Origin of the sequence: Nonomuraea roseoviolacea subsp. carminata, from assembly GCF_024172185.1 — a bacterium.
Classification (GTDB): domain Bacteria; phylum Actinomycetota; class Actinomycetes; order Streptosporangiales; family Streptosporangiaceae; genus Nonomuraea; species Nonomuraea roseoviolacea.
The window spans coordinates 6,922,874-6,948,742 of sequence record NZ_JAMZEC010000001.1; the positions used below are offsets into that span (position 1 = coordinate 6,922,874).

The following is a 25,869-nucleotide window of genomic DNA, read 5'->3' on the forward strand; positions in this document are numbered from 1 at the left end:
GGGGTCTCTGAAAGGAGCCCGAATGTTACAACGCATCCAAACGGCCGCCGTCGTGCTCGCGATGGGAGCCGGGGGCCTGGTGCTGGCCCCGGCCGCCTCGGCCGCCGCGGCACCCGCCGTCACCAAGGTGGACGTCGATCCCGGGCCGCCGATCGTCGTCTCCGACAAGGCCGTGACGGCGACCTTCTCGTTCGCCACCAAGGACGCCGGCTCGGCCGAGCTCCAGCTCAAGCCGCCCGGCGTGAGCGCCGGCAGCCCGATCACGCTCACCTCCAAGCCGTTCGGCCAGTGGACCAGGTGGACCGGCAGCCGCGCCTTCGAGGCCAAGGACGCCGGCACGTGGAACGTCCTGGCCGTGGCGCACGGCTCGGGCGGCTCCGGCGAGAAGTCCGTCACCGGGACGTTCGAGGTCCGCAAGACGCTCGACACCAAGATCGTCGACTTCGACGCCGACCCCGACCGCGTCTCCCGCGGTGACACGATCAAGGTCTCCGGCACGCTGCTCGCCGGTGGCAAGGGGTACGCCGGGCAGAGCGTGACCATCACGTTCCGCGAGCAGGGCACCGACGCCTACCGGCACGTCGCCAAGGTGGCCACCGGTCCCGGCGGCGCCTTCGGCGCGCGCGTCAGGGCCGAGACCACCGGCTGGTGGCGGGCCGAGTTCGGCGGCACCACCGAGGCCGCGTCCTCCGTCAGCGACACCGACCGGGTGGACGTCAGGGCCGGCGACCGCGACACCGACATCGCCGGCTTCGACGCGGCGCCCGAGCCGGTCGACAAGGGCGACACGCTCCGCTTCACCGGCGCCCTGCGCTCCGACGGCGACGGCGTCCCGGGCCAGCGGGTCTCCGTTCTGTTCAAGGCCCAGGGCTCGGACCGCTGGGAGTACGTCACCAGCGACGTGACCGGCCGCCACGGCCGCTTCCTGGCCTCGGCCACGGCCACCGGGTCGGGCTGGTGGCGCGCCGTCTTCCGCGGCGCCCGCGGCTTCGACGGTTCCTCCAGCGACGCCGACTGGGTGCGGGTCGACCGGCCCACGCCGCCGCCGGCGGAGAAGGCCGGCACGCGCGTCGTCGCGTTCAACGCCTACCCGGAGCCGGTCAAGCGCGGCAAGTACCTGAAGGTGCGGGGCCTGCTGCAGATCGACGACGAGGGCACCTGGGAGGGGTACGCGGGCAAGGTCGCGCTGTACTTCAAGCCCGCCCACGCGCGCTCCTGGCAGTACGTCAAGACCACGCGGTCCGGTGACAGCGGCAAGCTGTGGACCAAGGTCAAGGCGTGGAAGTCGGGCTCGTGGAAGTTCGTCTACGCCGGGGACGGCGACACGTACGGCGACACCAGCCGCGCGGACTATGTGCGCGTCGTGAGGCGATAGCTCTCACCGCCGCATGAGGTGAGGCCCGGGGCGCCCGCCCCGGGCCTCACGCGTGTCAGTTCTGTTCGGGCGCCTTCGCCCCGAGGCTGAGGAGCATGGCCTTGATGTCGGTCATGTCACTTTCGACTCGCCCGAGACGCTGGTCCATGGTGTCGAACCGCTTGTCGATGGCCTCGAACCGCTGGTCCATGGCCTCGAACCGCTGGTCCATGGCCTCGAACCGCTGGTCGATGGCCTCAAACCGCTGGTCGATCGCTTCAAGGCGATCGTCGATCTTCGCGAACCGGCCGTCGACCTGTTCGAAGCGGAGGTCGATGACGTCCAGCCGCTCGTTGACGTGCTGAAATCCCTGCTTCATCTCGGCGCGAGTCGTGTCGATCCGCTGGTCGAGCTTGGTGCACCGCTGGTCGAGCTTGGTGAGGACACTGCGTCCGACCAGGTCGATGCGGTCGTGCAGGGCTCCGAATCGCTCCGCGACAGGCGTGTCAGGCATGCCGCTCATCGTATGAGCCTCGAGGGTGCTGACGCGGACCTTCAGGTGTTCTACTTCCATCCGCAGGTCGAGCATTGGGCGTTCCTTTCAGGGAGAAGCGGATTGGGGGGTGAACGCCGCTCCTTACGCTCACGCGGAGAAGACTACATTCGGTCACCAGTTCGTCGCACAGCGAATCCGCGAACTACTCCGCGCGCCGGAACTGCGCGATGGCGGCCGTCATCAGCGCCAGTCCCAGGGCGGCCACCAGCCCCAGTTCCAGCCCCACCGGCACCTGGAGGTCGAACCACCGCACCCCCGGGTTGAGGACCGCGTCGACCTGGGCCGGGACGTCCAGGTGGCTGAAGACGGCGTGCCGCATCGGGTCCACCGCGTACGTCATCGGGTTGACCACCGTCAGCACGTGCAGCCACGACGGCAGGTTGGCCAGCGGGAACATCGCCCCCGACAGGAACATCATCGGCATGATCGCCATCTGCATGAGCCCGAAGAACGTCTGCATGTTCTTCATGCGCGCCGCCAGCGTCACCCCGAACGCGGTGATCGTGAACGCCGCGAGGAACATCTCCGCCAGCAGCGTCAGCATGAGCGACGGCGCGTAGGGCACCCCCACGAGCCCCGCCATGGCGAGGATGACGACGCCCTGGCCCGTGGCCACGAGGGCGCCGCCCAGGCACTTGCCCACCACGATCGCGCCGCGCGAGACCGGCGCGACGAGCATCTCGCGCAGGAAGCCGAACTCGCGGTCCCACACGATCGAGCCGGCCGAGAACATGCCGGTCATGATGACCGTCATCGAGATCATGCCCGGGTACATGAACGTGCGGAAGTCGACGCCCGGGATGGAGCCGCGCACCAGCGACCCGAGCCCCGTGCCCATGACGAACAGCCACAGCACGGGCTGCAGCAGCATGGACGCCATGCGGGTGCGGTCGTTGACGAAGCGCAGCATCTCCCGGTGCAGCACCACCTTGACCGCCCGGAGGTCGTGGCCCGCGCCGCGGGCCGGGATCCGGACGCCGATCGCCTCGGTCGCCATCGTTCATCGCCTCGCCATCGTCATCGCCTGGCCATCGTGCGCATCCACGACATCGCGTCGGCGCCCGACTCGGCGTCGCGGATGGTGGAGCCGGTGTAGGACATGAACACGTCGTCCAGCGACGGCCGCGACACGCTGACCGACGTGATGGGCATGCCGAGCTCGGCGAACAGCCGCGGCACGAACTCCTCGCCGGAGGCCACGGCGAACGTCACCGCCCCCTCGTGCACGGCCGCCTCCACGCCGAACCGCTCGCGCAGGGCCGCGATGGCCCTGGCGTCGTCGCCGGTGTGGATCTGCACGCGGTCCTTGCCGACGCTGGCCTTGAGCGCCTCGGGGGAGTCGATGACCACCACCTCGCCGTGGTCGATGATCGCGATGCGGTCGCAGTACTCGGCCTCGTCCATGTAGTGCGTGGTCATGAAGATGGTGATGTCCTCAAGACGGCGCAGCTCGTTGATGTAGCCCCAGATGGCCGAGCGCGTCTGCGGGTCGAGGCCGACGGTGGGCTCGTCGAGGAACAGCACCCGGGGCGAGTGGAGCAGGCCGCGGGCGATCTCCAGGCGCCGCTTCATGCCGCCGGAGAACGTCATGACCTTGGCGTCCTTGCGGTCCCAGAGCGCCACCATCTCCATGACCTGCCGGATCCGGTCGCCGACGACGTTCTTCGGCACCCCGTACAGCTCGGCGTGGAAGCGGAGGTTCTGCTCGGCGCTGAGGTAGCCGTCGAGGGTGGGGTCCTGGAAGACGAGCCCGATGTTGCGGCGGACCTCGTCGCGCTCGCGGACCACGTCGTGCCCGGCGACGAGGGCGCTGCCGCCGGTGGGGTTCACCAGGGTGCACAGCATGCTGATCGTGGTGGTCTTGCCGGCGCCGTTCGGCCCGAGGAAGCCGAACACCTCGCCGGGCGCCACCTCCAGGTCGACGCCCTTGACGGCCTCGACCTTGCCGTAGTTCTTGCGTAAGCCGTGGACGGCCACGGCCGGTGCGGTGCTCATTCAGCCCTCCGCCAGGATCTGGAACATGGACTTGCGCGTCTGCCTGAGCAGGTTCTTGGCCTCGGCGACCTGCCGGTCGTTGGCCGTGTGCGTCAGATGGACGAACGCCTCGCCGAGCTGGCCCCACAGCAGCCGCAGCTCGTGGCGGTCCTCGGGGATCGTGCGGGCGACCTCGTCCCAGGGCGCCGAGTCGCGCAGGTGGCGCTCGGCGTGCTCACGGCCCCGCTCGGTCAGCCGGTACGCGCGCCGGCCGCCGCCCTCCTCGCCGATGATCAGGCCCTCGTCCTCCAGTTGCTGGAGCGCGGGATAGACCGAGCCGGGGCTGGGCCGCCAGATCCCGCGGCTGCGCGACTCGATGTCCTGGATCATCTGGTAGCCGTTCTTCGGCTCCTCGGCGAGCAGGCTGAGCAGCGCCGCGCGCACGTCGCCGCGCCGGACGCGGGGCGCCTCGCCCTCCCAGCCCGGCGGGATGTCGGGCAGATGCAGATGCGGCGGTGGCGGCGGTGGCGGCGGCGGACCCGGAGGTCCGGGGTGGGGGCCAGGGTGATGGCCGTGGTGGGGGCCCGGGGGGACGGGCGGGAACGGCGGGTGGTCGCGCCAGTCATGGGGGTCGAACGTCATCATGATCCTCTCCAACTATCGAGATACTGTGACGATATATCTAGATAGTTGGCAGAACAATGCCCCATCCGGGGTGAGTGCGACAAAAAGCGGCGGTGTTAGCGGGCGTTAACAGCGGCGTCTACGGCGGCCCGCGCCATCGCGCGCAGCAGCGGCCGCATGTCGCGCGCCGGAAGCTCGCCCGCGCTGTGCGGGGTCGAGTTCAGCAGCCCGAAGACCGCGTGGGTGGCGGCGCGCAGGCGGGCCGCCGGGCAGCCCGGGTGCAGCTCGGCCAGCACGGTCACCCACTCCTCGACGTACAGGCGCTGTAGCCGGCGGATCCGGCGCCGGTGCGGCTCGGGCACGTTGCCCAGCTCCCGGTCGTGCACGGTGATCAGCGCCGGCTGCTCCAGCGCGAAGGTGATCTGCACGTCGAGCAGCGCGTCCAGCGTCTCGGCCGAGGAGGCGGCCGGTGTCGCGGTGGAGGTGACGACGGCCGCGGCCGACTCGCGCAGCCGCGAGCTGACGTCGAGCAGCATCTCGGCCAGCAGCGCCTCCTTGCCCGCGAAGTGCCGGTAGAGCGCGGGGCCGGAGACGCCGACCGCCGCGCCGATGTCCTCGATCGACACCCCGTGGAAGCCTCGGGCGGCGAACAGCCGGGCCGCGGCGTCGAGGATCTCGGCGCGCCGGTTGCCGCGATTGCGGGTAGGGGTACGGGCGGTCGTCACGTCTCACATGCTAGACGGTTACGTTAACGATGACTAACATCTCGAACAGGACGAGAGGGGAGTCATGAGCGACTGGCCCGTGCTGAGGTCGTCGGCCGACCCCGGCGGCGAGGACTTCAAGCGCAACGCCGAGCACAACGAGCGGCTCGCCGCGGAGCTGCTCGAACGGCTCGCGGCCGCGGCCCAGGGCGGCCCCGAGCGGGCGCGCCGCCGCCACGTCGAGCGCGGCAAGCTGCTGCCACGCGACCGGGTGGACGGCCTGCTCGACCCCGGCTCGCGCTTCCTGGAGCTGTCGCCGCTGGCCGCCAACGGCCTCTACGACGACCAGGCGCCCGCGGCCGGCATCATCACCGGCGTCGGCCGGGTCTCCGGGCGCGAGTGCGTGGTCGTGGCCAACGACGCCACCGTCAAGGGCGGCACGTACTATCCGATCACCGTCAAGAAGCACCTGCGCGCGCAGGAGGTGGCGCTGCACAACCGCCTGCCCTGCGTCTACCTCGTCGACTCCGGCGGCGCCTTCCTGCCCAAGCAGGACGAGGTCTTCCCCGACCGGGAGCACTTCGGCCGCATCTTCTACAACCAGGCCACGATGTCCGCGCAGGGCATCCCGCAGATCGCCGCGGTCCTCGGCTCCTGCACGGCGGGCGGCGCGTACGTGCCCGCCATGAGCGACGAGGCCGTCATCGTCCGCGACCAGGGCACCATCTTCCTCGGCGGCCCGCCCCTGGTGAAGGCCGCCACGGGCGAGGAGGTCAGCGCCGAGGAGCTGGGCGGCGGCGACCTGCACGCCCGGGTCAGCGGCGTCACCGACCACCTGGCCGCCGACGACGCCCACGCGCTGGCCATCGTCCGCGACATCGTCTCCACGCTCGCGCCCCGCGCGCCCAGGCCCTGGCCGGTGACCGCGCCCGAAGAGCCGCGCCACGACCCGCGCGAGCTGTACGGCATCGTGCCCGGCGACACCCGGCAGCCGTACGACGTCCGCGAGATCATCGCGCGCGTCGTGGACGGGTCGCGCTTCCTGGAGTTCAAGGCCGAGTACGGCCCGACGCTCGTCACCGGCTTCGCGCACGTTCACGGCCACCCGGTCGGCATCGTCGCCAACAACGGCATCCTGTTCAGCGAGTCGGCGCTCAAGGGCGCCCACTTCATCGAGCTGTGCGACCAGCGCGGCATCCCGCTGGTGTTCCTGCAGAACATCAGCGGCTTCATGGTCGGCAAGGCGTACGAGGCGGGCGGCATCGCCAAGCACGGCGCCAAGATGGTCACGGCCGTCTCCTGTGCCCGGGTGCCGAAGTTCACCGTCGTCATCGGCGGCTCGTTCGGCGCGGGCAACTACGCGATGGCCGGGCGGGCGTACTCGCCGCGCTTCCTGTGGATGTGGCCGAACGCCCGCATCTCGGTCATGGGCGGCGAGCAGGCGGCCAACGTCCTGACCACGGTCGGCTCCGCCGACGCCGACGCCATCCGTGCCCAGTACGAGCACCAGGGCAATCCGTACTACTCGACGGCCCGGCTGTGGGACGACGGCGTGATCGACCCGGTCGACACCCGCACCGTCCTCGGCCTGGCCCTGTCCGCGGCGGCCAACGCCCCGCTCGAACCCGTCCGCTACGGCGTCTTCCGGATGTGACCGCGCGCATGAGTCCTTCGCTGTTCGACACCGTCCTCGTCGCCAACCGCGGCGAGATCGCCGTCCGGGTGATCCGGACGCTGCGCCGGCTCGGCATCGCGTCCGTGGCCGTGCACACCGCCTCGGACGCGGGTGCGCGGCACGTCATGGACGCCGACCAAGCCCTCCAGATCCCGAAATATCTGGATATGGAGGCGATTGTCGCGGCGGCCCAGGCGTCCGGCGCCCAGGCCGTCCATCCCGGCTACGGGTTCCTCGCCGAGAACGCCGCCTTCGCCCGCCGCTGCGCCGAGGCCGGGCTGGTCTTCGTCGGCCCGCCGCCCGAGGCCATCGACGCCATGGGCGACAAGATCCGCGCCAAGGCCACCGTGTCGGCCGCCGGCGTGCCCGTCGTCCCGGGCGCCGCCGAGCCCGCCGAGTCGCTGGCCGGCTGGGCCGACTTCCCGGCCCTGATCAAGCCCTCCGCGGGCGGCGGCGGCAAGGGCATGGTGCTGGTCCACTCGGCCGCCGAGCTGCCCGAGGCCATCGAGTCGGCCCGCCGTACGGCCCGTGCCGCGTTCGGCGACGACACGCTGCTCATCGAGCGCTACGTGGCCAACCCCCGCCACATCGAGATCCAGGTGCTGGCCGACGCCCACGGCGGCGTCGTCCACCTTGGCGAGCGCGAGTGCAGCCTCCAGCGCCGCCACCAGAAGATCGTCGAGGAGGCGCCGTCGCCGTTCGTGGACGAGAGCCTGCGCGCCCGCATGGGCGCGGCGGCCGTCGAGGCGGCCCGCTCGGTCGGCTACACGGGGGCCGGCACGGTCGAGTTCATCGTGGACGGCACGACCGGCGAGCACCACTTCATGGAGATGAACACCCGTCTCCAGGTGGAGCACCCCGTCACCGAGCTGGTCACCGGCCTCGACCTGGTCGAGCTCCAGCTCCGGGTGGCGGCGGGCGAGCCCCTGCCCTTCGGCCAGCAGGACGTACGGCTGCGCGGCCACGCCGTGGAGGCCCGCGTCTACGCCGAGGACCCCGCGCGCGGCTTCCTGCCGACGGGCGGGCGCGTCCTCGCCCTGAGCGAGCCCGCGGGCGAGGGCGTCCGGGTCGACTCCGGCCTGTCCGAGGGCATGGTCGTGGGCAGCGAGTTCGACCCCATGCTGGCCAAGGTGATCGCCTGGGCGCCGTCCAGGGACGCGGCGCTGCTGCGGCTGGACCAGGCGCTGGCCCGCACCGCCGTGCTCGGCCTCACCACGAACGTCCCGTTCCTGCGCGCCCTCGTCACCCATCCGGCGGTCCGCTCCGGCGCGATGGACACCGGGCTGGTCGAGCGGGTCCTGCCCGACCTGCCGCTCGCCGGCGAGCCGCCCGCCAAGGCGCTGGCGGCCGCCGCGCTGGCCTTCCACGCGCTGCCCCAGGGCGCCGACCCGTGGGAGGTCACCGACGGCTGGCGGGTCGGCGCGCGGGCGTGGACGACGTGGCGGCTGGAGTCGCGCGGCGGGGTGCACGCCGTCCAGGCGCGCGGCCTGCCGTACGAGGCGGCCGAGGTACGCGTACCCGGAGACGGCCCTGGCGCCCACCCCGGCGGCGGTCCCGCGGCCCACCCCGGCGGCGGTCCCGCCGTCCATCCCGGTGACGGCCCTGACGGCCGGTCCGGCGACGGCGCAGATCAGGGCACGCCCGCGCGGATCCGGCGCGACGGCTCCCGCCTTTCCGTCACCCTCGGCGGGCGCACCGGCCACTACGCCTGCGCCCGCGACGGCGACACGCTCTGGCTCGGCCGCGACGGCTCCGCCTGGGCGTTCACCCGCCACCTCATCGGCGACCCCGGCGACCGCCCCGGCGCGGCGGGCACGGGCGACGGCGTCGTCCGCAGCCCCATGCCCGGCACCGTGCTCGTGGTCAAGGTCCAGGCGGGCGACCTGGTCGCCGAGGGGGAGCCGCTGCTCATCGTGGAGGCCATGAAGATGGAGCACACCGTCACCGCCCCGCTCGCCGGCCGCGTCACCGAGTTGCCGGCCCAGGCCGGCCGTCCGGTCGACATGGACGCCGTCCTCGCCGTCGTCACGCCCGAGGAGGAGTCGTGATGCGCCGGCCGTACGGGCTGGAGGGCCTGCCCCACCAGGTCACGGTCTACGAGGTCGGCCCGCGCGACGGGCTGCAGAACGAGGCCGCGGTCGTCCCCGTCGAGGCGAAGGCGGAGTTCGTCGCGCGCCTGGCCGGGGCCGGCCACAAGGTGATCGAGACGACCAGCTTCGTCCACCCGAAGTGGGTGCCGCAGCTCGCCGACGCCGAGGAACTGCTGGCCCGGGTCGAGCGCCGGCCGGGCGTCCGCTACCCGGTGCTCGTGCCGAACGAGCGCGGCCTGGACCGGGCGCTGGCCCTGGAGGTGGACGAGATCGCCGTCTTCGCCAGCGCCACCGAGACGTTCGCCGCCAAGAACCTCAACCGCAGCCTGGAGACCCAGTTCGACATGTTCGAGCCGGTCGTCGCCCGCGCCCTGGCCGCCGGGGTGCGGGTCCGCGCGTACGTCTCCATGTGCTTCGCCGACCCGTGGGAGGGGCCGACGCCGATCCCGCAGGTCGTCGAGGTGGGCGAGCGGCTGCTCGGGCTCGGCTGCCACGAGCTGTCGCTCGGCGACACGATCGGCGTGGCCACGCCCGGCCACGTCACCGCGCTCATCGAGGCGTTCGGCTCGCCCGACCGGCTCGCCGTCCACTTCCACGACACGTACGGCCAGGCGCTCGGCAACACGCTCGCCGCGCTCCAGGCCGGCGTGACCACCGTCGACGCGTCCACGGGCGGCATCGGCGGCTGCCCGTACGCCGAGTCGGCCACCGGCAACCTCGCGACCGAGGACCTCGTCTGGATGCTCGACGGCCTCGGCGTCGAGACCGGCCTCGATCTCGGCAAGCTCGTGGAGACCAGCACCTGGCTGGCCCGGCTGCTCGGCCGCCCCAGCCCGTCCCGCGTCGTCCAGGCCCTCTCGAAAGGCTGACCACCCATGTTGACCGGCGAGTACGAAGAGCTGCGCAAGACCGTCGAGGCGTTCGCCCGCGACGTCGTCGCCCCGGTGATCGGCGACCACTACGAGCGGGAGGAGTTCCCGTACGGCATCGTGCGGCAGATGGGCGCGATGGGCCTGTTCGGGTTGCCGCTCCCCGAGGAGTACGGCGGCATGGGCGGCGACTACTTCGCCCTCTGCCTGACCCTGGAGGAGCTGGCCCGCGTCGACTCCAGCGTGGCCATCACGCTGGAGGCGGCGGTGTCGCTGGGCGCCATGCCGATCTACCGGTTCGGCACGCCCGAGCAGCGCGAGGAGTGGCTGCCCAGGCTCGCGACGGGCGAGGTGCTCGGCGCGTTCGGGCTGACCGAGCCGGGCGGCGGCTCCGACGTGCCGGGCGGCATGCGCACCACGGCGGTGCTCGACGGCGACGAATGGGTGATCAACGGGACGAAGGCGTTCATCACGAACTCCGGCACCGACATCACCGGCGTGGTCGCCGTCGCCGCGCTCACCGGCGACCGGGAGATCTCCACGATCCTCGTGCCGAGCGGCACCCCGGGCTTCACCGTGTCCAAGAAGTACTCCAAGGTCGGCTGGAACGCCTCCGACACCCGGGAGCTGGCCTTCAGCGACTGCCGGGTGCCCGCGGCCAACCTGCTCGGCGAGCGCGGGCGCGGCTACGCCCAGTTCCTGCGGACCCTCGACGAGGGCCGCGTCGCCATCGCCGCCCTCGGGGTGGGCCTCGCGCAGGGCTGCGTGGACGAGTGCGTGCGCTACGTCCGCGACCGCCGCGCCTTCGGCCACCCGATCGGCCACTACCAGGCCATCCAGTTCAAGATCGCCGACATGGAGGCCCGGGCCCACACCGCCCGCCTGGCCTACTACCACGCGGCCGAGCGGATGCTGGCGGGGCAGGCGTTCAAGAAGGAGGCGGCCATCGCCAAGCTGGTCTCCTCGAACGCGGCCATGGACAACGCCCGCGACGCCACGCAGATCTTCGGCGGGTACGGGTTCATGAACGAGTACCCCGTGGGCCGCTTCTACCGCGACGCCAAGATCCTGGAGATCGGCGAGGGCACGAGCGAGGTGCAGCGCATGCTCATCGCCCGCCAGCTCGGCCTCGGCGACCTCTGACCCGCGCCCGCCGGCTCGGCCTCGGCGGCCTTCGACCCGCGGCCGTCAGCTCGGGCCGTCAGCTCGGGCGGTCGGCGAGGGCGAGCCACGGCTCGTGGGCGCCGCCGAACGGGCCCTGACGGGAGCCCACGGCCGTCATCAGCATGGCGGCCGTCTCCTCCGCCCGGGCGACCACCTCCGCCGGGTAGCCCAGCAGCACCTGGTGCTCGGCGAACTCGTCCTCGTCGTCCAGGAACAGCCGCCCGTCGCGCATCCGGATGACGTCGAGGTCGAGATCCACCATGGTGACCTCGGCGAGCTCCGCGACGTGGCCGCCGCCCTCGCGCCACTCGGGCACCGTCGTGACGTCCACGTACACGTCGGTCCGGTGCGGGCGCGCGTGGAAGCTCGCCGTCCACCACCCGTCGCGCGGGAACAGCATGACGATCGCGGTGTCCCAGGTCACCGGCGGGCTGTCGCCCTTGCGGGCGACGGTGCCGGGAGGCGCCGCGACCCACACGCCGTGCTCGTCCTCGCCGAGCAGCGTCCCCCGGTGGTGCCAGTGCAGCGCGCCCCCGTACTTGCGGTACACGACCATGATCTCGCTCACGCCCGGAACGCTAACCCAAGGCCGGCGCCCCGCCCAGGGCAGGGGGTGACGTACGGTCGGATCATGACGCCGATCGACACCGTGGGGACGGCAGGGGAGCTGGTCGTCAGACGGGCCACGGAATCCGACGCGGAGGAGCTGTTCGGGCTGGCCCGGGAGTTCGCGCTGTCGTTCCGGCCCGAGCGGGCCGCGTTCGACGAGGCTCTGCCGCGGCTGCTGCGCGACCGGGACGCGCTGCTGATCACCGCCGTGATGTGCGGGCGGGTCCACGGCTACCTGCTGGGGTTCGCGCACCTGACGCTGTTCGCCAACGGGCCGGTCGCCTGGGTGGAGGAGGCCATGGTGCGCCGCGGGTCGAGGCGGCAGGGCATCGGGCGGGCGCTGCTGGAGGAGTGCGAGCGGTGGGCCCGCGCCCGCGGCGCCCGGTACCTGTCGATGGCCACCCGGCGGGCGCCGGAGTTCTACCACGCGCTCGGCTACGAGGAGTCGGCCGCGTTCTTCCGCAAGATGCTCCGCTAGGGCTCGCGCGGGACGCTTCGCCAGGACCTCCGCGGCGGCCGGCCGCGTTGCCCGCGCAGGCGGGCACGGCTGCCGCTGCCCAGGGGCGTCCGCTCAGGTGGGAGCGTATGGGGCGGGCTCGTCCTGTCGGAGGCGGATGGCATCCTGTAGGGCGTGACGATCCACACGGTGAGCCCGCTCTTCGTCGGCCGGGCGGGCGAGCTGGCCGCGCTCCGCGACGCCCTCTCCCGCGCCCGCGCGGGATCGTCGTCCACCGTGCTCGTCGGCGGCGAGGCCGGCGTGGGCAAGACGCGGCTGGTCAGGGAGTTCACCGGCCGGGCCGACGACGCGCTGGTGCTGGTCGGCGGCTGCCTGGAGCTCGGCACCGACGGCCTGCCGTTCGCCCCCTTCAGCGCCGTGCTGCGCGGCCTGGTGCGCGAGCGCGGCCGCGACGGGGTCGCCGCGCTCGTGCCCGGCGGCACCACGCGCGGGCTGGCCCGGCTGCTGCCCGAGTTCGGCGAGCCCGACGGCGACGGCGCCGAGGCCCGGGCCCGGCTGTTCGAGCAGGTGCTCGGGCTGCTCGAACGACTGGCCGAGGACCAGCCGGTGGTGCTCGTCGTCGAGGACGCCCACTGGGCCGACCGCTCCACCCGCGACCTGCTGTCGTTCCTCGTCCGCTACCAGCGTTCCGACGCGGGCCTGCTCATCGTCGTCACGTACCGCACCGACGAGCTGCGCCGCACCCACCCGCTGCGCCCGCTGCTGGCCGAGCTGGGCCGGGTGGGCTGGGTGCACCGGATCGAGCTGCGCAGGCTCACCCGGCGCGAGGTCGTGAAGCAGGCGGCGAGCATCCTGGAGCGCGAGCCCCGGCCCGCCGACATCGAGCTGATCTACGCGCGCAGCGAGGGCAACCCGCTGTTCGTCGAGGCGCTGCTGAGCGAGGCCGGCGGCGGCCTCGCGCTGCCCGAGTCGCTGCGCGACCTGCTGCTGGCCGGCGTCGAGCGGCTGCCCGAGGAGACGCAGGAGCTGCTGCGCGTGGCCAGCGCCGGCGGCCAGCACATCGAGCACGCGCTGCTGTCGGCCGTCTCCGGCCTCGACGACGCCGAGCTGTCGCGCGCCCTGCGGCCGGCCGTCGCGGGCAACGTCCTCGTGGTCGACGGCGAGGGCTACTCCTTCCGCCACGCGCTGATCCGCGAGGCCCTGCACGACGACCTGCTGCCCGGCGAGCACACCCGCCTGCACACCCGCTTCGCGCAGGCGCTGGAGCGTGACCCGTCCATCCTGCCCGCCCCGCGCGGCGCGATCGAGCTGGCCCACCACTGGCACTCCGCCCACGACGCCACCTGGGCGCTGGTCAGCGCCTGGGCGGCGGCCGCCGCCGCGCGCAAGTCCACCGCCTACGACGAGCAGCTCCGCATGCTGTCGCGCGTGCTGGAGCTGTGGGGCCAGGTGCCCGACGCCGCCGAACGCATCGGCGCCGACCACGTCGAGGTGCTGTCCCAGACCGTGACGGTCGCCCACCTGGCGGGCGAGTACGAACGCGGCATCGCCCTGGCCGGGGCGGCGATGGCCGAGCTCGACCGCGACGCCGAGCCGACCCGGGCCGCCGTCCTGCTGCGCAAGCGCGGCATCATCCGCTACGACGCGGGCCGCTTCGGCCACCTCGACGACCTGCGCCAGGCGGCCGCCCTGACCGCCGACGGGCCGGTCCGGCTGCGCGCCCGCGTCCTCGAGAACCTCGCCCGCATGCTCCACACGGACGACGTGTGGGAGGAGAAGACGGCCACCGCCGAGCAGGCCATCGCGCTGGCCCGCGAGGCCGGCGACGCCGCCTGCGAGGCCCATGCCCTGATCGCCCTCACCTGGGCCCGCGCCCGCGACTACGACCGGTCCGAGGCCCACCTCGACGGCTTCGCCGAGGCCCGGCGGCTCGCCCTCGGCGCCGACGCCTTCAACGCGCTGCTCGGCTGCGCCATCTCCGAGTCCGACACGCTGGAGGGCGCCGGCCTGCACGAGCGGGCCGCCCGGGTGGCCCGCGACGGCGTCGCCGAGGCCGAGCGGTACGGCGTGGCCCGCACCTCCGGCGCGTTCCTGTCGATCAACCTGGCCGAGCCGCTGCTGTCGCTCGGCCGCTGGGACGAGGCCCTCGACGTCATCGAGCACGCCCTCGACCTGCTGCCCCCGCCGCCGCACCAGGCCAGCCTGCAGGGGTTCAGTACCGACATCGCGCTGGCCCGCGGGCAGCTCGACCGGGCCGAGGAGTCGTTCGAGCGGGCCCGGTACGTCCTGTCGCGCGGCGTCTTCCGCGACCAGAACCTGCTGCCGCACGCCGGCCGGGAGATCGCCCTGCTGCTGGCGAGCGGCCGGGCGGACGACGCGCGGGAGGCGGCCGTGCGGGCCGTGCGTGAGCACGCGGCGGGCGCCGGGCCGCGCTACCTGTGGCCGCTGCTGGTGACGATCGCCCGGCTGGGCGGGCCGCTGCCGCCGGAGGTCGCGGAGGTGGCGGGGCGGATGCGGGTCCAGGGCGCGCTCCAGCGGGCCCACTGGCTGACGTTCACGGCCCTGACGGGGGCGCCACGGTACGCGGCGGACGGCGGCGACGGTACGCGGGGCGGTGGCGACGGCGAGCCCGCGTGGCGGCTCAAGGCGTGGGACGAGGCCGTGGCGGCCTGGGCGGAGCTGCGCCAGCCGTACTCGGAGGCGCTCGCCCTGGCCGACGCGGCGCGGGCGGCGCTGGCGTGCGGTGAGCGCCAGGAGGCCGCGACCCGTGTGGCGCGGGCCCGTGAGCTGGCCGAACCTCTGAAGGCCGCGCTCCTGCTCGACCAGCTCGACGCCATGCTGGGCCGCGCCCAGGGCGCCTCGGGGCGCTCGCGGGCCGCCGGTGGCGGCGACGGCGCGCCGGTCGGGCCGCCGCTGGGGCTGACGGCCCGCGAGCTGGAGGTGCTGCGGCTCGTCACGGCCGGGCGCAGCAACCGCGAGATCGCCGGCGAGCTGGTGATCGCGGTCAAGACGGTGAGCGTCCACGTGTCCAACATCCTGGCCAAGCTGGGCGCCGCGTCACGAGGGGAGGCCGCCGCCACGGCCCACCGCCTCCGCCTCTTCGACGGCCCGCAGTAGCCACCGCCTGCGCCTCTCGACGGATCGCAGCAGCCACCGCCTGCGCCTCTTCGACGGATCGCGAGAGCCACCGGGTCCGCCGTTTTCGATGGTTGCCGTAGCAGCTGCGGAGCTGGGCGGCGCCGGCCGGGGGTCAGCGGGGGCGGAGGGCGTCCAGGAGCAGGGCGAGCGTGCGGCGGCGGAGGTCGTCGGGCCAGGACCCGGCCAGGGCGCCCTGGGTCGCGGCCGAGACCAGGGCCATGACCTCGTCGAGGCGGACGTCGGGGCGGACGGTGCCGGCCTCCCGGGCGGCGTCCAGCAACGTGCCGAAGGTCTGCGTGAACGCCGCGATCTGCTCGCCCGGCTGGATGGCCGTGCCCTCGTCGGCCAGCAGGCCGGCGACGGTGTCGACCCTGGCCGAGCTCTCGACGAGGAACGTGAAGTAGTCGAAGAACGCGGTTCCCGGGGGGCCGTCGGCGAGCAGCGCCTCGGCCTTGTCGATGAGTCGCTGCCGCAGCTCCTTCATGATCGCGGCGAGAAGGTCCCGCTTGGTGGGGAAGTGGCGGAAGATCGTGCCGATGGCGACACCCGCTCGATCGGCCACCTCCTGGGTGGACGCGGCGGGCCCCCGCTCGGCGAACACCTCCTCGGCGGCCGCGAGGATGCGGGCGCGGTTGCGCCGGGCGTCGGCGCGCAGGGGTTTGCTCGCTGTCATTCGTCCACCCTGTTGACAAGATGAGTCGTCGCTCATATTTTCAAAAGTGAGTCATCGCTCATCTTACTTCCCCGGGGAGGACGCCCATGTCAACGGAGACGCCGCAGGACCTCTTCGCCCGCTTCCAGCAGAACGTCCTGGCCGGCAGGCCCGCCCTGGACGAGGAGATGCTCGCCGACGATGTCGTGGTGGAGCAGCCGTTCGCCTCCGCCGGCCGCCGCAGGACCGAAGGCCGCGCGGAGGTGGCGGCCATGACCCGGGCGGGTCGTGAAGCTCTGCCCGTCGTGTTCGAGGAGTTCCTTGACGTGCGGATCCACGAGACCGCCGACCCGGAGGTGATCATCGCTGAGTACCAGATGGCAGCCACCATGCCCGTGACGGGAAGGCGGGGACAGGCGCATTTCGTGGTGGTCCTGCGCGCCAGAGAGGGACGTATCGTGCACTGGCGCGAGTATCAGGACCGGCCCGCGATAGCCGAGGCCCTGGCCTCGATGACCGGCGGATCAGCCGGCCCGGGCTGAGTCAGGCGGGAAACGAGCCTTGCCACCAGTCGAGCACTCTCAGCGCGCGCAGGGTGTTCCAGCGGCTCGGCCTCCCCACGCCGTCCTCCAGCGCGAAGTGGACGCGACCCGGGTGGACGCGGTCGAGCGGCCACCGCCCGTCGGGCCGCCGCTTCGAGCGGACGATCTCCACGGCCTCCGCCAGGCGCGCATTCGGTTCGGCCCCCGACCGCCTGAAGTAGTCGAGCGCGCGCAGCACGTCGTGGTGCCAGTAGTACGGGAACGCGAAGTCCAGAAACGCCGCGTCGGCGACCTCGCCGGTGCTCCTGCGGCGGAACAGCCCCCGTTCCAGCAGATACTCCTCCCCGCCCCGCCGCGCCTCGCGCGCCGCCGCGGAACCGCCGGTAGCGCGCTCGAACGCGAGCAGCCCGTCCAGCACGTCGACCGTCGTGTGGAACGACGAGCGCACGGACCCGTTCTCGGCCTCGCAGTTCCATCCGCCGTCGGGGAGCCGCTCGCCGACGATCCGCTCCACGATCGCCGAGACGTCCACCCCGAAGCGGGCGCCGGTCTCGATCGTCCTGCCGTTGATGCACGGCTCGACCTCGCCGTCGAAGTAGCGCTGCCCGGCGTGCTCCCACCGTCCGTGCTCGGCGACGCGTGCGATCGCGCGGCGCGCCGCCTCCGACGCCGGATCGAGCCCGAAAATCTGCAGGGTCTGCAGGGTGTGCATCGTCGCCGTCCACGGCTGCCCCGGCTCGTCGCCGGTGGAGGAGGCGGGGAAGCAGGCGCCGCCGTCCCACAGCCCGTCGGCGCCCTGGAGCGCCAGGAGACGGGCGCCCCAGCCCTCGCGCTCCACGCGCGCCCGCTCGGCGGCGACCTCGCCGGGCGAGGCGTGCGTGAGGTCGCGCAGCACCTGCCAGCGGATGGCCGGGTCGGCGTCGAGCAGCCAGTCGATCACGCTCATCGCCGCACCCTAGGCCATGGGTGAGGCGGCGTCCACCGTGCCGGGTACCCGTCAGGCCCGTTCGCCGGGGTCAGCCGGTGAGCTGGGCTTCGAGGCGGTAGCCGTCCACCGTGACGTACACCTGGTCGCCCGGCCGGGCGTTCAGGCGCATCAGCACCGGCTGGAGCGAGTCGAAGACCGGCTGGTGGCCCTGCCACACCAGGACGATGGCGTTGTCCCCCGGCCCCGTCACCGACAGGAGCGTGCCGGGGCGCATCCCGAGCTGCGCCGCGTACCCCTCCGGGACCGGCACCGGGCCGCCGCGCAGGTGCTCGGGCGTGACCTCGATGCGCTGCCAGCGGCGCGGTTCGGACGACGGGCCCGGGATGGGCGGCGGCGGGGTGGACGGCGCGCCCGCGAGGCTCGGCAGCATGGGCGAGCGCCCGCCCGACAGGGCCGAGAGCGTGGCCAGCGCCGCCGACGGGTCGATGGAGCCGGCCCCGGCCGCGGGGATCGGCTGGCCGCCGCGGTGGTGGTGCCCGTTGGCGCCGGGCGTGCGGCGGGGGAGCGGCTGCGCGGGCGAGGGGGCGGCCGCCGCGTCCTGCGCCGAGGTCTCGGGCGGCAGCGCTTCGAGCCACGCCTTGGCCGAGTGCGCCCGGATGCCGAGCTCGCCGAGGAGCTCCACCACGTCGGCGTCGGCCGGCTGCGCGGCGAGCAACTGCCGCGTGCGCGCCTGGAGGCGCTGGATGTCGCCCACGACCAGCCACCCGTCCTGGAGGCGGCGGTCGGGCATGAGCGTGACGAGCACCCGCCACAGCGGCGTGCGCAGCGACGGCACGATCACCGGGTGCGCCGGGTCGGCGCCGATGAGCTGCTCCTGCGTGGCGGCGGCGCCGAGCCACTCGGTCAGCCGGAACATGTGGCCCGTCACGGGCGCCGACTCCGACGAGCGCAGCCAGTGGAGCACGCGCTCCTCCGCGGTGCGCTGCGCGTGGGAGAGCTGGTCACGGTCGACGAGCATCTTGTGGGCGAGCGTACGGAGGCTGACGGGGTCCTCGGCGAACAGCCGGTGGACCGCCACGGCCAGCTCCAGTTTGTCCAGCCCGCGGAACAGGCTGTCCACCACCCGGACCATCGCGTGGTCCATGTCGGACGGCACAGGCGACGGCGCCGGGGAGGCGGGGGCTCCGGTGTAGTCGCCCATGAGGGGAGAGGAGACGGGGACCGCCGGGCGCTGGCCGTTGACCTGCGGGCCGGGCTGTGCGGGCTGTCCCGGTTGCCCGGGTTGTCCCGGCTGGGTGGCGTCCGGGGTCTGGCCGTTCGGGGCGGGGGCGCCGGTACGGGGGCCGGTGGGGGACGCGCCGGGCCGGACGGGGAGGGCGCCCGTGTCCTGCCGGCCGGGGGCGCCGGGGCGGGCGAAGGCGCCGGTGTCGTGGGAAGTGCCGGGCCGGCCGGGGAACGTGCCCTGCGGGTCAGCGGTGTCCGGGCGGGGGAACGACCCGGTGTCGGAGCCGGGCCGTCCCGGGAAGGCGCCCGTGTCGTGCTGCGGCGTGCCCCCGCTCTGGCGGGACTCGGAGCCGGCCGCGGGGAAGCCGCCGGTCTGGTGGGGCTCGGGGCCCACGGCGGGGAAGCCGCCGGTCTGGTGCGGCTCGGGGCCGGTGGCCGGGAAGGAGCCGCTCTGGTGCGGCCGGGGGCCCTGGCCGGCGGCCGGGAAGGGGCCGGACTGCTGCGGCGCGGCGCCCGGCTGCGACGTCGCGTCCTGGCCCGCGGCGGGGAAGCCGCCGCTCTGGTGCGGCTCGGGGCCGGTGGCCGGGAAGGGGCCGCTCTGCTGGGCGGCGGCGGGGAAGGGGCCGCTCTGCTGGGCGGCGGCCTGCGGCTGGGCCGGGAATGCGCCGCTCTGCGGGTCGGGCTGCGCGGGGAAGGCCCCGCTCTGCGCCTGCGGCTGCGCCGGGAACGAGCCCGTCTGGTGCGCGGCGGGCTGGGCGGGGAACGGGCCGGAAGACGCGGCCGCGCCCTCACCGGAAGCGCCGGCGGGGCGCGGGACGAACGGGCGGGTGACCTCGGGATGAGCTGCCGGTGCGGCGGCGGTCGCGCCGGTCTGCGTCAGCTCGTGTTGGATGCGGCCGAGCACCTCGCGCAGCACGGAGTTGATGACCACCTCCGGCGTCGCCGAGGGCGTGGCGAGGTCGGCGGGGGAGAGCCGGCGCAGCCGCTGCCAGCCGCCGAGGCCGGCCACCGCCGTACGGGTGGCGTCGGACCAGCCCGGCAGCGCCGGGTCCACCCGGTGCACCGACAGCGCCGGAAGAAGGTCGGACAGCGGGAGGTGATCCCAGCGGGCGGCGGCCAGGCGGGCGACCCGTTCACAGATCCAGTCGAGTCCGGCCGTCGCGAGCGCCCGCGACAGCGACACGGAGGACCACCACGCGGCCGGCAGACGCGGGTCGCCCAGCGCCTCCGCGACCTGCTGGGGCCTGCTCCAGCGCAGGGCGGGGACCAGGTCGCTCAGGCAGATCGATGACTCGACTTCCATCGGCGGACCTTAACCTCCCCAGAGTGAACAGCGTTGCCAGGCGATACGCATGTGGCTCATGGTGCAGCCTACGCGGCAAGCTATCAATCGGCGTGAATAGGGTAAAGACGGTGCACTTCCAAACCGTACCGTGGCCGACCGCCCACCAGGGCCACACATTCCGCACCCGCCTGGCATCCCGCCCGGAGAGCTGCCGCTTCGCCGTCGCCGTTGAGGCGGGCTGTGAGATATCCGGCAGCGAAGGCGTCGCCCGCGCCGGTCGTGTCGAGCGCGTGGACGGGCACGCCCTCCGCCGTCGCGACGATCCGGCCACCGCTCGCTGAGAGCGCCCCCTTCGACCCCAGCTTGACCACCGCCGTGCCGTAACGCTCGCTGAGGAGCTCGGCGGCGCGTTCCGGCTCGGGGACGCCGGTCAGCACGAGGGCCTCGTCCCGGTTGGGGATGATCAGGCGGGCGGGCGCCGACTCGTCCAGGAACCGCTCGACCCCGAACTCCCGCAACGGCCCGGTGGACGCGGGGTCGACGCTGATCGCGATGCCCGCCGCGGTGGCCCGTTCCATCGCCAGCCGGGCCAGCGCCAGACCCGGCTCGGTGAAGAAGGTGTAGCCCGACAGGTGCAGGAGCGCGACGCCGTCGAGGAAGGCGTCGTCCCAGTCGGCGGGGGAGATCCGGCCGCCGGCGCCCCGGTTGGTGAGCATGGACCGTTCGCCGGTGGCGTCCACCATCGCGATCACCACGGCCGTCGGGTGGGCCGGGTCCACCTGCGCGTACGGGCGCACCCCCGCCCTGACCAGCTCGGCGGTGTGCCACTCGCTGCTGTCGTAGCCGAGCCGGGTCAGCAGGCGGGTGTCGGCGCCGAGGTGGGCGGCCCAGCAGGCGGTGTTGGCGCCGGAGCCGCCCGGACGCAGCGCGATGTCGGCGGCGGTGTCGGTGCCGGCCGCGACGGGGGCGCTGTGCAGGGCCACGACGTCCGTCACCACGTCGCCGACCACCAGCAGCCCGCCGCCACCCGTCGTGCCGGACGCGGAAGCCGTCCGCTCCGGCGCCTCGCTGCGCGGGCCCGCCGGGTCCGAGGGGGCCCGCTCCGGCGCCTCACCCTGGGCGGCCGGTGCGTCCCGGCCGGCGCCGGCCGGGAGGGGCGCGCCGGGGACGGCGGTGGCGGAGGCGGCCGGGGGTGGGGCCGGCGGCTGGGCCGCGGAGGAGGAGGTCGAGGGTGGGGCCGGCGGCTGGGCCGCGTCGGTCACGGCCGGGACCAGGCGAGCGCGATGCGGGCCGCGAGCGCGGTGTTGCCGCGGACGGCGGCCAGGTTGGCCTCCAGGGAGGCGCCGCCCGTGCCGCGCACCAGGTAGCCGAGCAGGAACGGCGTGATCGCCTGGCCGGTGACGCCGTCGCGGGCCGCGGCCTCCAGCGCCTCGGCGAGCACCCGGTCGTGCAGGGCGGGGTCGAGCTGCTGGTCCACCGGCACCGGGTTGGCGACGATGAGCGCGCTCTCCGGGCCGCCGAAGGCGTCCTGGGCGCGCATCACGTCCGCGACCTCCTCGGGCGTCTCGACCCGCCACTCGACGGGCAGGCCGGAGGAGTGCAGGTAGAAGCCCGGGAACTGGTCGGTCCGGTAGCCGGCCACGCTGACGCCGCGGGTCTCCAGCCGCTGGAGCGTCGCGGGCACGTCGAGGATCGACTTGACGCCGGCGCACACGACCGTGATGCGGGTGCCGGCGAGGGTGCCGAGGTCGGCGGACTCGTCCTGGTCCTCGGTCCAGCCGCGGTGGACGCCGCCGAGGCCGCCGGTGGCGAACACCCGGATGCCCGCCCGCGCCGCCAGGAACGACGTGGCCGAGACGGTCGTCGCCCCGCTGGCCTTCAGCGCCGCGGCCATCGGCAGGTCGCGCTGGCCCAGCTTGCGCAGCCCCGGCTCGGACGCGACGCGCTCCAGCTCGGCGTCGGTCAGCCCGGCGCGGGCGACGCCGTCGAGCACCGCGATGGTGGCCGGCACGGCGCCCGCCTCGCGGACGATCCCCTCCAGCTCCCGGGCGACCTCGAGGTTGCGCGGCTGCGGCAGGCCGTGGGAGATGATCGTGGACTCCAGGGCCACGACGGGCGCACCGGCGGACAGGGCCTCGGCGACCTCGTCGGACGGCTGGAGAAGGGGGTCGGCGGCGGTGCGCATGTGGCTGTGGTGCTCCTTCGTGCGGTACGCCCAGGGGCAGGGCGAAACGTGGACTTTAGTCCATTTGCGGGGTTTGCGGCTAATTGGGGTGCGTGTCCCCCCGGCGCCGGCCCCGCCCCAGCTTACGGCCCCTGCGGCGACGCCCCACAGGGCCGTCGCGGGGAGGGACGTCGCGGGGTCGGGCGTCGTAAGGTGCCGGTATGGCGAAATATGACGTTGTAGTGGCGGGTGGTGGGCACAACGGCCTGGTGGCGGCGGCCTACCTGGCCCGCGCCGGGCGCCGGGTGCTCGTCCTCGAACGCCTCGACCACGCCGGAGGGCTCGCCATCTCCGCCCGCGCCTTCCCCGGCGTGGACGTACGGCTGTCGCGCTACTCCTACCTCGTCAGCCTCCTCCCCACGAAGATCGTCCAGGACCTGGGCCTCGGCCTGGAGCTGCGCCGCCGCCGCTACGCCTCGTACACCCCCAAGGACGGCACCGGGCTGCTCGTCGACAACGAGGACGAGGCCCGCACGGCGGAGTCGTTCCGGAACGTCACCGGCGGCGACGCCGACCACAAGGCGTGGCGCGACTTCTACGCCATGGTCGCCCGCACGGCGCGCGCCCTCGCCCCCACCCTCCTCCAGCCCCTGCCCACCCGCGCCGACGTCGAGCGGCTGGTCGGGCCGGAGGCGTGGCGCGACCTGTTCGCCCGGCCCGTCGGCCAGGCGGTGGACGAGCGCTTCGGCGACGACACCGTACGCGGCGTCGTGCTCACCGACGCCCTGATCGGCACCTTCGCCGACCCGGCCGCGGACCTGGCGGCCAACCGCTGCTTCCTCTACCACGTCATCGGCGACGGCACCGGCGAGTGGAACGTCCCGGTCGGCGGCATGGGCGCCGTCTCGGGGGCGATCGAGGCGGCGGCCAGGCGGGCCGGCGCCGAGATCACGACCGGCGCCGAGATCGTCGGCATCGCGCCCTCCGGCGAGGTCACCTTCCGCACCGGCGACGGCGAGCACACCGTGACCGGCGGCCGCGTGCTGGTCAACCTGCCGCCCGCCGTCCTCGACCGGGTGCTCGGCCGCTCGGCCGACGTGCCCGAGGGGGCGCAGCTCAAGGTCAACATGGTGCTGTCGCGGCTGCCCCGGCTGCGCGACGCCTCCGTCGACCCGCGGGCCGCCTTCAGCGGGACGTTCCACATCAACGAGGGCCGCGACCAGCTCGCGGCGGCCCACGCGCAGGCCACGCGCGGCGAGATCCCGCGCCTGCCGCCCGCCGAGGTGTACTGCCACTCGCTCACCGACCCCTCCATCCTCGGGCCCGAGCTGCGGGGGCGGGCCGAGACGATGACGCTGTTCGGCCTGCACATGCCGGCTCGGCTCTTCCGCGCCGACCCCGAGGGCGCGCGGGAGGCGGCGCTGCGGGCCACGTTCGCCTCGCTCGACCGGGTGCTGGCCGAGCCGATCGAGGACTGCCTGCTGCGCGCCCCCGACGGCACGCCCTGCGTCGAGGTCAGAACGCCGGTGGACCTGGAGAACGAGGCGGGGCTGCCCGGCGGCCACATCTTCCACCGCGACCTGAGCTGGCCGTACACCGAGCAGGGGAGCGGCTGGGGCGTGGAGAGCGAGCACGAGCGGATCCTGCTGTGCGGCGCGGGCGCCCGCAGGGGCGGCGGCGTGAGCGGCATCCCCGGCCACAACGCCGCGATGGCCGTGCTCACCGCCTGATCGTTCTCATGCGGGCCGGCCGGTCCGTTCATGGGGTTCTCATGATGTGCCCTTAGTTTGTGAGCATGAGTGAGCCCGCACGGTTGCTGGTGGTGGACGACGAGCCCGCGTTGCGTGAGGCGCTGCAGTCGAGCCTGGAGTTCGAGGGTTACAAGGTGAGCACCGCCAACGACGGCCAGGCCGCGCTGGACGCGCTGGTCGGCGAGCCGTACGACGCCGTGCTGCTCGACGTGATGATGCCGCGCCTCGACGGGCTGACCGCGTGCCGCCGGCTGCGCGCGGCCGGCAACCACGTGCCCGTGCTCATGCTGACCGCCCGCGACGCCGTGGGCGACCGGGTGTCCGGCCTCGACGCGGGCGCCGACGACTACCTGGTCAAGCCGTTCGAGCTGGACGAGCTGCTGGCCCGCGTGCGCGCGCTGCTGCGGCGCGGCGCCCTGCACGCCGGCACGCCCGAGAACACGCTCGCGTACGGCGACCTGCGCATGGACCCGGCGACCAGGGAGGTCACCCGCGGCGACCGGCCGCTCGACCTGACCCGGACCGAGTACCTGCTCATGGAGCTGTTCCTCGCCCACCCGCGCCAGGTGCTGACCCGCGAGCAGATCCTCGGCGAGGTGTGGGGCTTCGACTTCGAGCCGACCTCCAACTCCCTCGACGTGTACATCATGTACCTGCGGCGCAAGACCGAGGCCGGCGGCGAGCCGCGCGTGATCCACACCGTGCGCGGGGTGGGGTACGTCCTGCGGGCGGCGACATGAGACGCTTCGGCAGCCTGCGCTCGCGGCTGACGCTGCTGGTCACGGTCGCGGTGGCGCTGGCCATCGCGCTGGCCTCCGCGCTGTCGTGGGTGGTGGCCGAGCGGCAGATGCTCGGCACGCTGGACCAGGCGATCATGGAGCCTGAGAAGCCCGAGGACCAGCGATGGCTGCAGGAGCACTGCCGCCCCGAGGGCACCGAAGGACATTTCGCCGAGACCGTGACGCTCCTGTACGCCGACCGCACCACCTGCTCCGTGGGCTCGCCCATCAAGGCCACCGAGGAGGACCTGCCCCGGGTCGCCCAGCCCGGTGAGCCGGTCTACCGCAACGGCCAGACCGTCGACGGGCACGGCGTGCGCGTGGTGACGACGAGCTTCGCGCCCGGCGTCGCCGTCCTGGAGTCGCGGCCGCTCGACCACCTGAACAGCTCCCTGCGGCGGATGGCGCTCGGCCTGGCCGGCCTCACGGCGCTCGGGGCTCTGGCCGCCGCCTGGACCGGCCTGGCGATCTCCAGGGCCGCCCTGGCGCCCGTGGGCCGCCTCACCAAGGCCGTCGAGCACATCGCGCAGACCGAGGACCTCAGCACCCGCATCCCCGTCCAGGGCACCGACGAGATCGCCCGGCTGGGCACGTCGTTCAACGCCATGACCACGGCCCTGGCCGGGGCGCGGGAGCGGCAGCGCCAGCTCGTCGCCGACGCCGGCCACGAGCTGCGCACGCCGCTGACCACCCTGCGCACCAACATCGACCTGCTGCTGCGCAGCGAGGAGACCGGCCGCAGCATCGAGCCCGGCGCGAAGAAACGGCTGCTGGTCAACGTCAAGGCGCAGTTCGCCGAGCTGTCCACGCTGGTCGGCGACCTGCTCCAGCTCGCCCGCGGCGACACCGACCACGAGCCGCACACCGAGCTGGGCCTGCACGACGTCGTGCTGGCCGCCGTCGAGCGGGCGCGGCTGCGCGGCGCCGAGGTCACCACCGACCTCGGCCAGTGGTACGTCGTCGGCGGCGCCGCCTCCTTGGAACGTGCCGTGCTGAACCTCATCGACAACGCCGCCAAGTTCGGCCCCGGCCAGGTGGACGTGGTGCTGCGCGAGGGCACGCTGACCGTGCGCGACCACGGGCCCGGCATCGCCGCAGAGGAGCTGCCGCACGTCTTCGACCGGTTCTGGCGCTCGCCGTCGGCCCGCGCCATGCCCGGCTCCGGGCTGGGGCTCGCGATCGTGGCCCAGGCCGTCGCCGAAGCGGGCGGACGGGTGCGCCTTGACAACGCCGAGGGCGGCGGAGTCATCGCCACTGTCGAGATTCCTGGGAAATCTCACTCGGCCCTCAGATAGCCACAAGTGTGTTCAAAGAAGGATGTTCTGCACTA

22 protein-coding genes are annotated in these 25,869 nt (G+C 73.8%); 11 read left to right on the top strand and 11 right to left on the bottom strand.

Features of this window, described 5'->3' with window-relative positions; translation table 11 throughout:
- Positions 1–22 precede the first annotated feature (22 nt).
- Complete coding sequence (locus tag HD595_RS31950; RefSeq protein WP_253775508.1) at positions 23–1,375, top strand: hypothetical protein; 1,353 nt, start codon at positions 23–25, stop codon at positions 1,373–1,375.
- A gap of 55 nt (positions 1,376–1,430) precedes the next feature.
- Here the strand turns inward: HD595_RS31950 and HD595_RS31955 are convergent, their stop codons facing one another.
- From HD595_RS31955 to HD595_RS31980, 5 genes are all read right to left on the bottom strand, one after another.
- Positions 1,431–1,943 (bottom strand): hypothetical protein, encoded by a 513-nt coding sequence (locus HD595_RS31955; protein ID WP_253775510.1) that lies wholly within the window; start codon positions 1,941–1,943, stop codon positions 1,431–1,433.
- A gap of 109 nt (positions 1,944–2,052) precedes the next feature.
- Complete coding sequence (locus HD595_RS31960; RefSeq protein WP_253775512.1) at positions 2,053–2,907, bottom strand: ABC transporter permease; 855 nt, start codon at positions 2,905–2,907, stop codon at positions 2,053–2,055.
- Between the two features lie 20 nt (positions 2,908–2,927).
- Positions 2,928–3,905 carry an ATP-binding cassette domain-containing protein gene (locus HD595_RS31965; RefSeq protein WP_253775513.1) on the bottom strand — a complete coding sequence of 326 codons (978 nt, stop codon included), beginning with the start codon at positions 3,903–3,905 and terminating at the stop codon, positions 2,928–2,930.
- The gene (locus HD595_RS46230; RefSeq protein ID WP_301309660.1) at positions 3,906–4,529 is read right to left on the bottom strand and encodes a PadR family transcriptional regulator; all 624 of its coding nucleotides are present in this window, start codon (positions 4,527–4,529) and stop codon (positions 3,906–3,908) included.
- A 95-nt stretch (positions 4,530–4,624) separates the two neighbouring features.
- On the bottom strand, positions 4,625–5,233 hold the full coding sequence (locus HD595_RS31980; protein ID WP_253775515.1) for an SACE_7040 family transcriptional regulator: 609 nt from the start codon (positions 5,231–5,233) through the stop codon (positions 4,625–4,627).
- 64 nt (positions 5,234–5,297) lie between these two features.
- On the opposite strand from HD595_RS31980, the gene HD595_RS31985 reads away from it, so the two are divergent.
- Genes HD595_RS31985 through HD595_RS32000 form a run of 4 tightly spaced genes read left to right on the top strand, consistent with a single transcriptional unit; the run spans position 5,298 to position 10,989 of the window.
- Complete coding sequence (locus tag HD595_RS31985; RefSeq protein ID WP_253775517.1) at positions 5,298–6,866, top strand: carboxyl transferase domain-containing protein; 1,569 nt, start codon at positions 5,298–5,300, stop codon at positions 6,864–6,866.
- A gap of 8 nt (positions 6,867–6,874) precedes the next feature.
- Positions 6,875–8,935, top strand: a complete 2,061-nt coding sequence (locus HD595_RS31990) for an acetyl/propionyl/methylcrotonyl-CoA carboxylase subunit alpha (RefSeq protein WP_253775519.1) — start codon at positions 6,875–6,877, stop codon at positions 8,933–8,935.
- Positions 8,935–9,846: a hydroxymethylglutaryl-CoA lyase gene (locus HD595_RS31995; RefSeq protein ID WP_253775521.1), complete on the top strand. Its 912-nt coding sequence runs from the start codon at positions 8,935–8,937 to the stop codon at positions 9,844–9,846. Before HD595_RS31990 ends, HD595_RS31995 begins: the two co-directional genes overlap by 1 nt.
- Positions 9,847–9,852: 6 nt before the next feature.
- Positions 9,853–10,989 (top strand): acyl-CoA dehydrogenase family protein, encoded by a 1,137-nt coding sequence (locus HD595_RS32000; protein ID WP_253775523.1) that lies wholly within the window; start codon positions 9,853–9,855, stop codon positions 10,987–10,989.
- Positions 10,990–11,047: 58 nt separating this feature from the next.
- On the opposite strand, the gene HD595_RS32005 is transcribed toward HD595_RS32000, so the two are convergent.
- Positions 11,048–11,578 carry a DUF402 domain-containing protein gene (locus tag HD595_RS32005; RefSeq protein WP_253775525.1) on the bottom strand — a complete coding sequence of 177 codons (531 nt, stop codon included), beginning with the start codon at positions 11,576–11,578 and terminating at the stop codon, positions 11,048–11,050.
- Positions 11,579–11,641: 63 nt separating this feature from the next.
- Between HD595_RS32005 and HD595_RS32010 the strand changes: the two genes are divergently transcribed.
- Complete coding sequence (locus HD595_RS32010; protein WP_253775527.1) at positions 11,642–12,097, top strand: GNAT family N-acetyltransferase; 456 nt, start codon at positions 11,642–11,644, stop codon at positions 12,095–12,097.
- 153 nt (positions 12,098–12,250) lie between these two features.
- The gene (locus HD595_RS32015) at positions 12,251–15,193 is read left to right on the top strand and encodes a helix-turn-helix transcriptional regulator (RefSeq protein WP_253775529.1); all 2,943 of its coding nucleotides are present in this window, start codon (positions 12,251–12,253) and stop codon (positions 15,191–15,193) included.
- Positions 15,194–15,326: 133 nt separating this feature from the next.
- On the opposite strand, the gene HD595_RS32020 is transcribed toward HD595_RS32015, so the two are convergent.
- Entirely contained in the window at positions 15,327–15,887 is a 561-nt protein-coding gene (locus HD595_RS32020) for a TetR/AcrR family transcriptional regulator (RefSeq protein WP_253775531.1), read from the bottom strand.
- Between the two features lie 86 nt (positions 15,888–15,973).
- Between HD595_RS32020 and HD595_RS32025 the strand changes: the two genes are divergently transcribed.
- Positions 15,974–16,408 (top strand): nuclear transport factor 2 family protein, encoded by a 435-nt coding sequence (locus tag HD595_RS32025; protein ID WP_253775533.1) that lies wholly within the window; start codon positions 15,974–15,976, stop codon positions 16,406–16,408.
- A 1-nt stretch (position 16,409) separates the two neighbouring features.
- Here HD595_RS32025 and HD595_RS32030 read toward each other — a convergent pair whose 3' ends face one another.
- The 4 genes from HD595_RS32030 to HD595_RS32045 all read right to left on the bottom strand — a co-directional run bounded on the left by HD595_RS32030 (position 16,410) and on the right by HD595_RS32045 (position 22,030).
- Complete coding sequence (locus tag HD595_RS32030; RefSeq protein WP_253775535.1) at positions 16,410–17,354, bottom strand: hypothetical protein; 945 nt, start codon at positions 17,352–17,354, stop codon at positions 16,410–16,412.
- A gap of 70 nt (positions 17,355–17,424) precedes the next feature.
- Positions 17,425–19,863, bottom strand: coding sequence for a hypothetical protein (locus HD595_RS32035; RefSeq protein ID WP_253775536.1), 2,439 nt, complete (start codon positions 19,861–19,863; stop codon positions 17,425–17,427).
- 83 nt (positions 19,864–19,946) lie between these two features.
- Positions 19,947–21,107 (bottom strand): carbohydrate kinase family protein, encoded by a 1,161-nt coding sequence (locus HD595_RS32040; protein WP_253775538.1) that lies wholly within the window; start codon positions 21,105–21,107, stop codon positions 19,947–19,949.
- Positions 21,104–22,030, bottom strand: coding sequence for a pseudouridine-5'-phosphate glycosidase (locus tag HD595_RS32045; protein WP_253775540.1), 927 nt, complete (start codon positions 22,028–22,030; stop codon positions 21,104–21,106). Before HD595_RS32045 ends, HD595_RS32040 begins: the two co-directional genes overlap by 4 nt.
- Positions 22,031–22,230: 200 nt before the next feature.
- On the opposite strand from HD595_RS32045, the gene HD595_RS32050 reads away from it, so the two are divergent.
- The 3 genes from HD595_RS32050 to HD595_RS32060 all read left to right on the top strand — a co-directional run bounded on the left by HD595_RS32050 (position 22,231) and on the right by HD595_RS32060 (position 25,834).
- The gene (locus tag HD595_RS32050) at positions 22,231–23,739 is read left to right on the top strand and encodes a phytoene desaturase family protein (protein ID WP_253775542.1); all 1,509 of its coding nucleotides are present in this window, start codon (positions 22,231–22,233) and stop codon (positions 23,737–23,739) included.
- Between the two features lie 65 nt (positions 23,740–23,804).
- Positions 23,805–24,500 carry a response regulator transcription factor gene (locus HD595_RS32055; protein WP_253775544.1) on the top strand — a complete coding sequence of 232 codons (696 nt, stop codon included), beginning with the start codon at positions 23,805–23,807 and terminating at the stop codon, positions 24,498–24,500.
- Positions 24,497–25,834, top strand: a complete 1,338-nt coding sequence (locus tag HD595_RS32060; RefSeq protein ID WP_253775546.1) for a HAMP domain-containing sensor histidine kinase — start codon at positions 24,497–24,499, stop codon at positions 25,832–25,834. The genes HD595_RS32055 and HD595_RS32060 overlap by 4 nt, the downstream gene beginning before the upstream one ends.
- The last annotated feature ends 35 nt before the right edge of the window (positions 25,835–25,869 follow it).